This window comes from Pedobacter borealis DSM 19626, assembly GCF_000708285.2.
In the GTDB taxonomy this organism is placed as follows: Bacteria; Bacteroidota; Bacteroidia; order Sphingobacteriales; family Sphingobacteriaceae; genus Pedobacter; species Pedobacter borealis.
This window is the reverse complement of record NZ_JAUG01000011.1, coordinates 60,553-74,019: the sequence shown is the minus strand read 5'-3', so window position 1 is coordinate 74,019 and position 13,467 is coordinate 60,553. Positions and strand designations below refer to the sequence as shown.

Here is a 13,467-nt window from a genome sequence, read left to right as displayed (position 1 = left end):
AAATTATATCTTATTTACGCCTAATCCCGCTTTATCGTCCTGCTGAATTTATTTCAGCATCTTTTTAGCGTGAAAGACCCTGAAATAAATTCAGGGTGACGACCGTCTTAACAGAAAACTTGATTAAAACGCCACAAAATGAGATTTAATAATCGAACTCAGGTTAATAAAATTCGGTTTAACCTACCGCCACATCTTCTTTTACTACACCATCGGCAATGTGCAAAATCCTATTTCCGTATTGCGCATTTTTTTCGGAATGTGTAACCTGGATAATGGTAATCCCATCTTCCTGATTTAGTTTTTTAAACAATGTCATAATTTCTTCTGCCTGTGCCGATTGCAAGTTACCCGTTGGCTCATCGGCCAGAATTATAGATGGTTGAGCGGCCAATGCCCTTGCTATACCAACCAATTGTTGCTGCCCTCCTGAAAGTTGATTTGGGAATAAATCTTTTTTTGCCACCATATTAAAACGGTCTAACAGGTCGGCAATTCTACTTGCCCACTCGGAGCTACCTACTTTTTTGTATAGCAATGGGGCTTCAATATTTTCGTAAACAGTCATTTCATCAATTAAGTGGTAGGCCTGAAAAACAAAACCGATGTGATTTCGGTAAAGTTCAATGCGTTTACGCTCATTCAACGAAGTTACATCCTCGCCCAAAAATTCATACGAACCATAAGTTGGTTCTTCAAGCATGCCAATAATATTGAGCAAAGTAGATTTTCCTGCACCTGATGGGCCCATAATGGAAACAAATTCCCCTTGTTTAATTGTTGTGGTAACCAAACGCAACACGTAGTTTTTAATGCCTTTGTTTGCGTAATATTTTTCGACGTTATTAAGTTGTATCATATTTTTTAGGGTTAGCGAAAAGCGGTTGGCGGTTAGCATGATTTATCGCCTAACACCAAACGCTAAACGCAATTCTTTATTCATATTTAAGTGCATCAACAGGGTTTGCTTTTACGGCATTGTTTGCCTGTATACTTACCGTAATAATGGTTAACAAAATGGTTAAGACCGCACTGATTAAAAAAGGAAAAAGAGGTAGATCGATTCGATATGCAAAGGTTTCGAGCCACTTTTTGGTTAATATGTACGCCAATGGCCAGGAAATAATATTGGCTATAAGCACCATAATAAAAAATGAACTATTAATGAGTTTGAAAATCTGTAAATGACTTGCACCAAGAATTTTCCTTACTGCAATTTCCTTCATTCTACCAGTGGTAATGTATTTTGCAAAGGCAAATAAACCCAGTATTGCAATAAAAATGGTGAGGATTGCAGCAGCAAAAAATACAGATCGTAATTGTTCTTGTTTTTTAAAGAGTTTACCATACATTTCATCCAGAAATTGATAACGGAAATTATCTCCATCCAACTTGTTAATCTCCGGCCATTGCGATTTTAAGGTACTCAGCACTTCAGACATCTTGCTTTCTTCTATTTTTAGCATAATTTCTGTTTTGGGGTTTCCGCAGGGATCATTTATCGTGTAAATGGTAGGCTCTACTGCTTTCTCAAATCCAAGTGCTTTAAAATCTTTTATAACGCCTACAATCTTATATTCTTTATTCTGGCAGCCTTTTATGGTTTTACCTATAGGATTGGTTAATCCATACTTTGCTACTGCAGCTTCATTAAGTATAGCAGAATTTGCGGTATCGGTTTTAAATTCTCTGGAAAATGTTCTGCCTTCTTTAATCTTAATATCTAATGTTTCGAAATAATCAAAATCTACATCTGTAAAACTTAAACTTTGTTCTTTTCCATCAACAGTATATTTATTTTCCCCACTATCAGAACCATCCGGCAATGCATTGGTAACGGTAACCGATTTCACTCCCGGAATTTTGACCATTTTATCTCTTATCGGATCGAATTTGCTTGGCGAGACGAAATATGCGAGGTTTTTAATGTACACCACTTGTTCGGGTTTGAAACCAATATCCTGGGTACGCATGTATTTTAGTTGAGAACTGATGATAAGCAGGCCTATAATAAAAACTACCGCTACGCTAAACTGAACCACCAATAAGCTGTTGCGCCACCAATAGCTCTGTCTGCTGGTTTGAAAATTACCTTTTAAAACAAGTGCAGGTTTAAATCCGGATAGTACCATGGCAGGATAAATACCGGCTATCAGCGTAATAAAAATTAATATAAGTGGCAATTGCCAGAATAAAGCACTATTGGCTATCCAAATGGATAAATTGACCACGAACAGGTTATTAAATTTTGGCAAGATGATTTCGGCCATAATCAGTCCTAATATCGTCGCTGCTAAACACTGGATTAATATTTCTGTTAAAAACTGAAAAGCAAGCTGAAAGCGATAAGCACCCATCACTTTTTTAACGCCTACCTCTTTTGCCCGTTTGGTTGCCTGCGCTATACTCAGATTGGTAAAGTTGATACAGGCGATTACCAAGATCAGGATTCCTAAAACAGACAAAGCTATGAGTACTTTATAATTGGCATCGGTACCGGCCTTTGGTTTAAGGTGTTGGTTTTTTAAAGGATCGAGAAAGGCTTTTGTTGCTTTAAAAGTCTCATTATTGGGATCTTCTCCATCTTTAAGCAATTCCTTTTTATAAAGGGCATTAATTTTAGCTTCAAGTGCCTGAATATCTGTACCCGGTTTTACCTGGATATAAGTGTTGTAGTTGTTGTATCCATAGTTTTCGCCTATCCCAACTTCTTTCATCAATGAAATGGCATCGAAAGTAATATTAGAGTGGGGATCGGCAAAAATACTTCCGCTCAACTTACCTGTCATATTAGCTGATTTACTCCCAAGCCAAATCATCTCAGGCTGACCGTTTTTATTATGAGGGAAAAGCGTTTTATAATTTTCGTTGCTTAGGTAAAACAGATTTTCGGTTGTACTTTCCGGCTTAGTTAAACCGACAGTGGGTTTAATGTTAAACATTTTTGCTGCAGCATAATCGAGATAGAGGCATTTACTTAAAAAAACAACGCCGTGATCGCTGCTAACTGGAAATTCAAAAAAACTCATTTTCATGGTACCAACTGCAACTACTTCTGGCATTTCTGTTTTAATGGCTCTACCCAGTGGCGGCGGGGTGTTATTGATCTTAAAATCAGGCAACTGTCTACCTACTACGTAAATTTCGTTGTAGTTTGGATTTCCCTTGTCAAAACCTGTTTCGTAGGTAAAATACATGGTTACCAAAATAAATGCAGCTAAAGCAATAGCTAAGCCACCAATATTTATGAAGGTAATTATCTTGTTTCTCCAGAGGTTTCGTAGTGCAATTTTTAAGTTTAATCTGAACATAAGGCGTAGGGTTTAGGGTGTAGGGTTTAAGGTCTGGGCGTATTAACCTTACGCCCTAAACCTTTTAGCCTTCCACCTTATTCATATTTAAGTGCATCAACAGCGTTTGCTTTGGCCACTTTAAAGGTTTGCAGGCTTACCGTTAAAAGGGCAATAATTACCGAGATTAAAAGGGCAAGCAAAAAAGGCCATGGGTTAATGGTAATCTTATAATCGTATTTCTCAAGCCATTTGGCAACAAGAATATAAGCTACCGGGATAGCGATCACATTGGATATGATTACCAGTTTCATAAAATCTTTGTTCAAAAGGACCAGGATATCAGAAAGATTAGCGCCCAATACTTTACGGATACTGATTTCTTTACTGCGTTGCTCAGCAGTATATAGCGCTAAACCCAATAAACCTAAGCAGGAAATAAAAATGGCAAATCCGCCAAAAATATTGGAAAGTACACTGAGCAACTTTTCGCTCCGGAGTTTTTCGGCCATGCTCTGACTAACGAGTTTCACTTCAATTGGATAAGCAGGATTTAAACGTTGACTTACCGATTTTATCGCTTCGATTGAATTAGAAAGCGATTGCTTAGGATTAAGTTTAAGCAGCAAAACCCGACTCGTTTTAACATTGTAATAATAAACTGTAGGCTGTATTTTAGCAGCGAGCGACTCGTTAGAATAATCTTGTACAACGCCCACCACTTTAAGTGGCGGGTTATCGCCCCAATGGATAATGGTACCCACAGGATTTTTTAGTCCCATTATTTTAACAGCGGTTTGGTTGAGGAGCAGAGATGTAGCTGTATCTGCTGAAAATTTAGGATCAAAATCTCGCCCTGCAAGAATCTGTACACCAGTTGTTTTGGCAAAATCGAAACCTGTACTTCTATAATTAATAATCGAGACATCATTTTTGGGCTTGCCTGGCCATTGAATGTCGCCAGTAATTGAACCACCATCTGTAAACGAGCTAGCATATTCTGTTGTAGCAATTGTAGCACCTGCCCGCTCCAATTCATTTTTAAAAGTCTGCAATTTCTGTGGCTTTGTCCACTCTCCTTCTAAATCGATCTGTACCAGCGCAGTCTCATCAAAGCCTAAGGGCTTATTTTTAAGGTGCTGAATTTGGCTGTAAATTACAATTGCCGAAATAATCATGCAGATAGAAAGGCTAAACTGCACCACGACCAGTGTTTTGCGGATTGATAATGAGCTCGTTGAACCTTTAAAGCCTTTTAATACCTTTACAGGGATAAAAGACGAAAGGTAAAATGCAGGGTAACTACCAGCAAGCAAACCAGTTACCAGTATCATAGAAAGTAACACGCTCCAAAATTGATAAGTATTGTAATTAATTTTGATCGAGATATCGAGCAGGTTGTTAAAGTAAGGCAACGAGACTTCGAGCAGTGTAAAGGCAATTAACATTGCTAAAAAAGACAGCAACATTGACTCTACCATAAACTGTCCCATTATTGTATTTCTGGTAGAACCTAAGGCCTTTCTAACACCCACTTCACGGGCACGTTTCTCCGACTTGGCAGTTGAAAGATTCATGTAATTGATGCAGGCGATAAATAATACACAGATGGCCAGAAAAACAAATAATCGCAACTGATCAATTTTACCCCCCACCGATTTCCCATTGTCAAAATCACCGTATAAATGAAATTTGCTTAAAGGAAAAAGAAAAGGTTCGTATGTCATTTTTTTTAAATCGGGTTCTTTGTTTACGATGAAGTGTTTTAGTGCTGCGTTTGTGGCCTCTAAAGAAGCATTATCTTTAAGCTGAAATAAGGTTAAACAGGTAATTGCTCCCCATCCGTAATTTTTTTCAGAAGGATTTTCTTGTTCTAAAAAAGCCCATGGCTGTAAAACATCAAACTGCATGCTTTGATTTTTTGGCAAATCTTGTATTACGGCGCTAACTTTTAAGTTTACCCTATTATCGTATTTAATACTTTGTCCGATTGGATTCTGGTCGCCAAATAATTTCTTTGCCGTCGATTCGCTTATCAATACATTATTAGGCTCAGATAAAGCAGTACCTGGATCGCCATAGATAAATTTCTGTTCAAGGATTTTTAAAAAATCGGGATCTACATTAAATCCTATTAATTTAAAATTATTCCGGTTATGACTGTATAATTTCTGGCCATTGTTCATTGAAATGCGGGCTGCATTTTTAATGCCTGGTAATTCTGAAACCCCAGCTTTGGCCAGTTTATTCGGAACGGCCATTGTAGTAGCCAGCTTGCCGTTAAACTTTAAATTTAATGCGGCAAAATATACCTTATCGGCATTTTTATATTGCTTATCGAAACTCCATTCGTAGTTAACGTACAAAAGTAACATTAAACAACAGGCCATTCCGATAGCTAGGCCACCAACATTGATCAATGTAAAGCCTTTGTTTTTCCAAAGGTTACGTAGTGCTATTTTAAAGTTTAATCTTAACATAGGGTATAGGGTTTTAGGGTATAGGGTTTAAGGTCTGGGCGCGTTAACCTTACGCCCTCAATCTTTTAGCCTTCAACCCTTATTCATATTCAAGTACATTATTTTGGTTTAAGACCTTGGCGCATCAACCTTACGCCTACTATCTTAAGCCTTTATTCGTATTTAAGTGCATCAACAGGGTTGGCATTTGCAGTTTTATAAGCCTGAAAACTCACCGTAATCAATGCCATTAGCAAAGTCCCAAACCCTGCTATCGGCATAATCCACCATGAAATTTCGGTGTGGAATTCAAACTTCATCAACCATTTATTCATTAAATAATAACTCAAAGGAATAGCGATAACGATAGCAACCACAATCATTTTCACAAAAGAGAACGACAGCAACTGCATTAAATTAAGTAAAGAGGCGCCCAGCACCTTGCGTACGCCAAATTCTTTTGTTCTCTGCTCGGCACTATAAGCTACCAGACCAAAGAGCCCCAAACAGGAAACGAATATGGCCAGTCCGCCAAAAAGATTTGAAAGGATGCCTAAAGTTTTTTCTGAATTGCATTTTTCAGCGTATACGTTATTTAAAAAATTAATTTCAAGAGGATAAGCTGGATTTAATGTCTTTGTGATCCTGCTAATGGTTTCGATATTACTTTGAAGGCTGTTATTTTCGTTCAAACGCATCGTGATGTTCCCGGTTTGTTTTTTATCAAAAAATACCACCATAGGGTTATTCGATTTGTAAGGCGAGTCCCAAACATAATCATCAAAAACACCAATAATATTAAATTTATCCCCAAAAACTGTGATTGTTTTACCTACCGGGTTTTTATAATCAAATACTTTAGCCGCCGAAGCACTCACCATCACGGCACTCGTATCTGATGCGAAATTTCCTGAAAAGTCTCGTCCACTGGTCAATTTAATACCATTGGTTTTAATAAAATCGTAAGTCGTAATTACCTGGTTAAACAATTGGTTGTTTGTTGCTTTCAACATTCCGTCCCATTCGATACCTGCAAAATTGCGACCACGATGTGATAAACTGACCGACGATTGGAACATTGAGGTAACCGCTCCAGATTTTAGCAGTTCAGTGCGCAGCAGTTCATATTTTGTTTTCAATTCCCCATCCTGTGGCATTTCTACTAAAGCGTTCACATCAAAGCCCACAGGTCTGTTTTTAATGTACTGGATTTGCTTATAGATAACCAAAGTGGAAATGATGAGGATAATAGCAAAACAGAATTGTCCAACAACTAATATTTGCCTTAAACTAACCGAAAAGAAACCACCAGATTTTATTTTTCGTTTTAAGGTTTGTATCGGGTTAAAAGACGAGAGGTAAAATGCAGGATAACTGCCTGCAATTAACCCTGTAGCTAAAACAATCCCGATAATACCCATCCAACTGGTGCTGTTGAAATAAGAGATATTTAATTTTATATTCAACAGGTTGTTGAAGGTGGGCAAAAAGATCTCGAGGATGGCAATAGAAAAGATTACTGCAATAAAAGTTAGCATCATCGATTCTGTTAAGAACTGTACAATGAGCGAAGTCCGGTTGGCGCCAATAGTCTTTTTTATGCCTACTTCTTTTGCGCGTTTTTCGGATTTGGCTGTAGCCATATTCATAAAATTAATGCAGGCAATTAAAAGAATTCCGAAAGCTAAGCCAACGAACAAATAAATCTGTTCTATTGCGCCACCAATACTTTTGCCATCTTCGAACTTGCCATATAAATGTAGCTTAGCCAACGGGAACAATACCTGCGATAGCTGATTATTTGTATTATTTTTTTTCTCTATCTGATTGATTTTCTGGTTAACCAAATCTAAATTTGCGCCATTCTTTAACATCACCAATGTTACAAAACTATAATTGCTCCAGTTTAAATCTTTAGCACTTTGATCAATTTTTTCGTATAAAGACCAAGGCATTAAATAATCAAATTTATTGGAGCTATTTTCAGGTTGATCTTTAATTATGCCCGTTATATTTAAATCTAATCGATCTTTAAAACGTACACTTTTATTCAGCACATCAGTAGTTCCGAACAGTATTTTAGCTGTAGATGCAGTTAAGATTACCGAATTAGGGTTACTTAAAGCTGTACTGGCGTTACCATAAATAAATTCATAATCGTACATTTTTAAGATATCAGGCTCGGCGAATTTAGATTGACGCTTGAATGCATTTTGTCCGTTAGCTATTAAATTCTTGCCCCCATAGTCCATCCTCGCCATGTACCTCAATTCGGGCAAACTTTGTTTAATTACCGGACCAAAAGCAGTGGTTGAGCCTTCAAAAGTTCCTGAAATTTTACCATTATCGCCAGGAATATTGGTCATAGTGGTGAAAACGTTAGCCAATTCTTTAGCCTGCTTATCAAAGTTCCATTCGTAGGTAACATACAAGAGCAGCACTAAACAGGCAGCCAAACCAATGGCCAGGCCGATTACGTTAATAAACGAGCTTACCTTGTTTCGCCAAAGGTTACGCAGTGCAATTTTTAAGTTTAATCTTAACATAGGCTTAAGGTTTAGGGTGTGAGGTTTAAGGTCTGAGCGCGTTAACCTTACGCCCTCAACCTTTTAACCCTACACCTTATTCATATTTTAATGCATCAATAGGGTTTGCCTTCGCTACTTTAACCGATTGAATACTCACAGTGAGTATGGCTATGATTACCGAAAGACTAATTGCGGCTATAAACGGCAATGCAGATATAGAGACGCGATACTCAAAAGCTGAAAGCCATTTATTTACAATGATATATGCTAACGGGAACGCGATAAGATTGGCAATGGCCACCAATTTTATAAAATCTTTATTTAGCAACACGAGGATATTGCCAGTGCTGGCACCTAAAACCTTACGAATACTGATTTCCTTTTTGCGTTGCTCTGCCATAAAAAGCGCCAGACCTAATAATCCTAAACAGGAAATGAAAATTGCGAAACCGCCAAACCAGTTTGAAAGTGAACCTAAAAGTTTTTCATTTTTAAATTTCACTTCAAAAGATTCGTTCACAAATTTGCGGTTAACAGGATAGTTGGGTTCCATTTGCTTTACTATATCATCAATTTTAGCCAATGATGAACTGATGTTTTGATTTGGATTTAACCGCACTATAATCATGGTAGCATTATCCTTAGTGTTTAAGTAAAAAATCATAGGTGCTACTTTCTGATAAGCACTTTCTACTACAAAATCTTTAACTACCCCAACATTGGTTAATCTAGTACCCCAAAAAGTGATTATAGCACCAATAGGATTTTTCAAATTCATCATTTTAACAGCCGCTTCGTTAAGCATAACACTACTGGTATCGTTTGGAAATTTTGAAGAAAATTCTCTTCCACTGATTATTTCCGTACCAATAGTTTCGGTAAAGTCGTAACCTATCCCCCTATGATTAAAGGAAATAATCTCTTTTGGATTTTTACCTTTCCATTCAATATTCGTCGTATTGTTTCCACCCTCAGTAAAATCAGAATTAAAAAAAGTTACGCTTGTGGCTGCACCAGATTTTATCATTTGAGTTTTAAGTATCTCCAGCTTATTCTGATCCCGTAATTTCCCATCAATTGCGATCTGAATCAAATTGGACTGATCATAACCAATAGGCTTGTTTTTAACATAATTAAGTTGCTGATAAATTACTGCAGTACAAATAATTAAACTTGCTGCAAAAACGAATTGGCCAACTACTAATACTTTCCTCACCGAAGCGGATGAATCTGCTTTAAGCGTGAAACCTTTTAAAACTTTGATAGGTTCAAAAGAAGATAGATAAAGCGCTGGATAACTACCCGCAATAAATCCGGTTAAAATCATTAAACCGAATAATACCAACCAAAATTTGCCATTGTAATAATCGATTGTTAATTTAATATCTAACAGACTATTAAAATATGGCAAACTAACCTCAATTAAGATAAAAGCTAAAACTGTGGCGATAAATGTGATGAGCAGCGATTCTAAAAAAAACTGATTAATTAATGATTTACGTGTTGATCCAATTGCTTTACGAACACCAACTTCTTTTGCCCTACGCTCTGAGCGTGCTGTAGATAAATTCATAAAATTTACACAGGCAATTAGCAATATGCAAAAGGCCAGCACTAAAAATATTTTAAGTTGATTTATTTTACCCCCTACTGATTTACCATTTACAAAATCATCATATAAATGCCATTTGGTTAAAGGATGCAATAAAGCCACTGCCAAGTTATCTTTTTGATTTCGCTTGTAAATACCATGCATCAAATCATTTGCAGCAGTGAAAAAGTTATTATCCTGTAACTGAACAAGCGTTAAACACATATTATTCCCCCAATTGCCTTCCTTCACCCAGTTTTCTCGTTTTTCGAACAACGTCCAAGGCATTATACACTCAAAAGTTAAACTACTATTTGCTGGTGCATCTTCTATTACGGCTTCAACTTTTAATACTTCCTGATTTTCCAGCTTTACCATTTTATTAATAGGATCTTCATTTCCAAATAATTTTGTTGCAAAAGATTTGGTGAGAATGATGGTATTTACATCTTTTAAAACTTTGGCTGAATTACCTTCAAGAAATTTATAATCCAATATTTTAATAAAATTTTGGTCGGCAAATACGGCATTGCTATTTATCTTATTATCGCCAACGGTAATTAATTGCTTCCTCGGATAAGTAGTGTGAGAAGCATATTTAACGCCAGGGATTTTTTCTTGCACTTCTTTAGCCATCACATTTGGTGTCCAAGCCCAGCTAAAAGTTTTACCACTTGCCTCCATGTTTTGATAAACTACATAAGTTTTATCGTGATTGGAGAATTGTTTATCGTAGCTCCACTCGTAAGCAACATAGAGTAACAAAACCATACAACTAGCTAAGCCAATGGCTAAACCCCCAATGTTGATCAAAGAGAATCCCTTGTTTTTCCAGAGGTTTCGCAAAGCGATTTTTAAGTTTAATTTGAACATTTTTTATGAGGTTGAGGGTTTGAGGTGTAAGGCTTAAGGTCTAAGGCGCATAAATCATTCGCCTTTAGATTTGAACCTTATGCCTTTCTTATGCCTACACCCAATCTTCCTATCCAGGAAGATTTTGGGGGGACTTATCATTAACTAAACTAAAATTTATAGCGTGAAAGATTTAAGGTGAGATTTAACCATACGCCTTAAACCTTTTACCTTAAGCCTTTATATTAGCTCTTCGTTTCTGCTTTTATTGATCTTTTCAGAAATCACGTGACCATCTTTCAGGTTGATGATTCTGTTCGAAAAACTGGCATCATGACTGGAGTGCGTAACCATTACAATGGTAGTTCCGGTTTCATTCAGTTCGCAAAGTAGCTCCATCACTTCATTACCATGAGAACTATCCAAATTTCCCGTAGGCTCATCGGCCAAAACCAACTTCGGTTTGGTAACCAAAGCCCTTGCTACGGCCACACGCTGCTGCTGTCCACCTGACAACTGTTGTGGAAAATGACCGCTACGGTTTACAATATTCATTCTTTCAATAATTTCATTTACCAGTTTCTTGCGTTCTCCAGCTGGAATTTTATTATAAATCAAGGGTAGTTCGATGTTTTCGAAAACAGTTAATTCATCAATCAAATTGAAATTCTGGAAAACGAATCCCATATTTCTTTTACGGAAATTTGAACGTTCTCTATCGTTAAGCGTTAAAAGTTCGGTATCGATAAACTTATAACTTCCACTTTCGGGCTTATCCAATAAACCCATTACGTTTAATAAGGTAGATTTCCCACAGCCCGATGGGCCCATGATGGAAACAAATTCTCCTGCCCCAACATGGAGGTTAATACCATTCAGCGCAGTGGTTTCTACCTCTTCAGTTTTGTAAACTTTTTCCAGATTTTCTATTTTAATCATAGTATCAAGTATTATTCTAGTATCAAGTATTTAGTATCAGGTATCAAGACCTGGTTATATTATTGTCTAATTTGTTAATCGGTTAATTGGCGCTAAACGCCTACCTCTAAACGCTAAGCTATTTATTAATCTCCACCTGATCGTACTGGTTAAACTGATCGTAAGATGAAGTGATTACTTCATCACCTTTCTGCAAACCATCCAATATTTCATAGTACAGATAATTTTTTCGTCCGATTTTAACGTTTTTCTTGGTGGCTTTACCATTATTTACTACAAATACCCAAGAGCCGCCTGTACTCTGGAAGAACTGTCCCTGAGCAAGAAGCAGCGATTTGCTGTTGTCAGACAAGGTTAGTTTTGTTTGCAACGATAATCCGCGACGTAAACCTTCAGGTGCTGCACCCTTAAAAACCATTTCTACCTGAAACTGACCTGCTGTAACTTCAGGAATTACTTTACTCACAATTAAGTTATAAGTTTTACCATTAAACTCACAGTTAGCGGTTTGTCCTTCTTTTACCCGATTGATATAATATTCATCTACACCCGCCTGAAGTTTATAACCCTGCAACACGTCAATCTTTCCTATCATTTCGTTAGAATTATATGATTTACCGATTACAGGATCGTAAGATGATAGTTTACCAGATACAGGCGCCTTAATGGTCATATTTTCGATGTTTTTGCGGATCATCCCTAAACTTTCGTTCATTTGCCCCATCGATTGATCGATTTGAGCCAACTGCATCTTTCTGCTTTGGTTTTCTTGTTTAATCGCTTGACGCACAATTTTCAATTTACCCTGGTAATATTCGTAATCCTGGTTCGATTTATTAAATTCCTGAAGTGTGATTACTTTTTTAGCAAAAAGTGAGCTATCCAGTCTATACTGACGGGTTGCTGTTCTTAAGCTATTTTCTACATCTAAAACATCCTGATTTAAAACCCGCTGATTCTGCTCTAAATCCAACCGCGATTTCCGCAACTGGTTAATCTGCTCGGTAGCTGCTGTTTGACTTGAGGTATAACTCAACATGGCATTTGAGTTGGAGATTCTTAATAGTGGGGTTCCTTTAACTACTGAAGCACCATTTTCGGTGAAAATTTCGGCAACTGTTCCACCTTCCGATGAACTTACAATTACCGAAGTTAATGGAACTACACTGGCATTTAATAGCACTACATCTTCAAAATCACCATATTCTACTTTGCTGATGGTTAATTTTTCGGCATCTGCGCTGTAAACTTTTTTGAGGGATAAAGTATAGCCATAAATTACAACTGCTACAAAAGCAATTGCTCCGCCTATAATTAACAGGGTTTTAGTGCTAAATCTCTTTTTCTCTATTTTCTTATCCATTGTGTTCGGTTGTACTGTTTGGAATCATTGTTAACCAAGCTTGTGCCAAAAGCATAAAACACATTTAAAACACTAATAATCAGCAAATTAATAGTCACCTTATTTTTTATATGTTCATTATCGGACAGTTGATGTGCGGGAGCGGACAGTTTTGGTATTTTTGCCTCACCCCTTTATCCCCTCTCCATGTGGAGAGGGGGCAGGGAGCAGACAGCAGCGTGCAGAAAAGAGGAGGTCAAAAAGGTCCCTTTTTAAAGAGAATTCATATCATATCATAAAAAACAAAACCATTATATTAACTAACTTGACATAAGTCTATTAGATATGGAGGAGTATAATGATAAATTATTTCATGGTGCCAATTTGAAGCTGTTTGAGTTTTCGAAAGCATTAGGTTCAAACCACTACAAATCCCTCTCTTGAAGGAGAGGGACAGCAAAAAAGA

At 37.0% G+C, this 13,467-nt stretch carries 7 protein-coding genes; all 7 read right to left on the bottom strand.

Going from position 1 to position 13,467, the window contains the following annotated elements; genetic code table 11:
* Positions 1 to 178 precede the first annotated feature (178 nt).
* On the bottom strand, positions 179 to 859 hold the full coding sequence (locus AW17_RS05210; protein WP_029275066.1) for an ABC transporter ATP-binding protein: 681 nt from the start codon (positions 857 to 859) through the stop codon (positions 179 to 181).
* Between the two features lie 76 nt (positions 860 to 935).
* On the bottom strand, positions 936 to 3,311 hold the full coding sequence (locus AW17_RS05205; RefSeq protein WP_029275065.1) for an ABC transporter permease: 2,376 nt from the start codon (positions 3,309 to 3,311) through the stop codon (positions 936 to 938).
* Positions 3,312 to 3,388: 77 nt separating this feature from the next.
* Positions 3,389 to 5,770, bottom strand: coding sequence for an ABC transporter permease (locus tag AW17_RS05200; RefSeq protein WP_029275064.1), 2,382 nt, complete (start codon positions 5,768 to 5,770; stop codon positions 3,389 to 3,391).
* A 152-nt stretch (positions 5,771 to 5,922) separates the two neighbouring features.
* A complete protein-coding gene (locus tag AW17_RS05195; protein ID WP_029275063.1) occupies positions 5,923 to 8,295 on the bottom strand; it encodes an ABC transporter permease in 2,373 nt (790 codons plus the stop codon).
* Between the two features lie 76 nt (positions 8,296 to 8,371).
* Entirely contained in the window at positions 8,372 to 10,741 is a 2,370-nt protein-coding gene (locus tag AW17_RS05190) for an ABC transporter permease (RefSeq protein WP_029275062.1), read from the bottom strand.
* Between the two features lie 219 nt (positions 10,742 to 10,960).
* The gene (locus tag AW17_RS05185; RefSeq protein ID WP_029275061.1) at positions 10,961 to 11,659 is read right to left on the bottom strand and encodes an ABC transporter ATP-binding protein; all 699 of its coding nucleotides are present in this window, start codon (positions 11,657 to 11,659) and stop codon (positions 10,961 to 10,963) included.
* A 118-nt stretch (positions 11,660 to 11,777) separates the two neighbouring features.
* Complete coding sequence (locus tag AW17_RS05180; RefSeq protein ID WP_029275060.1) at positions 11,778 to 13,022, bottom strand: efflux RND transporter periplasmic adaptor subunit; 1,245 nt, start codon at positions 13,020 to 13,022, stop codon at positions 11,778 to 11,780.
* Between the last annotated feature and the right edge of the window lie 445 nt (positions 13,023 to 13,467).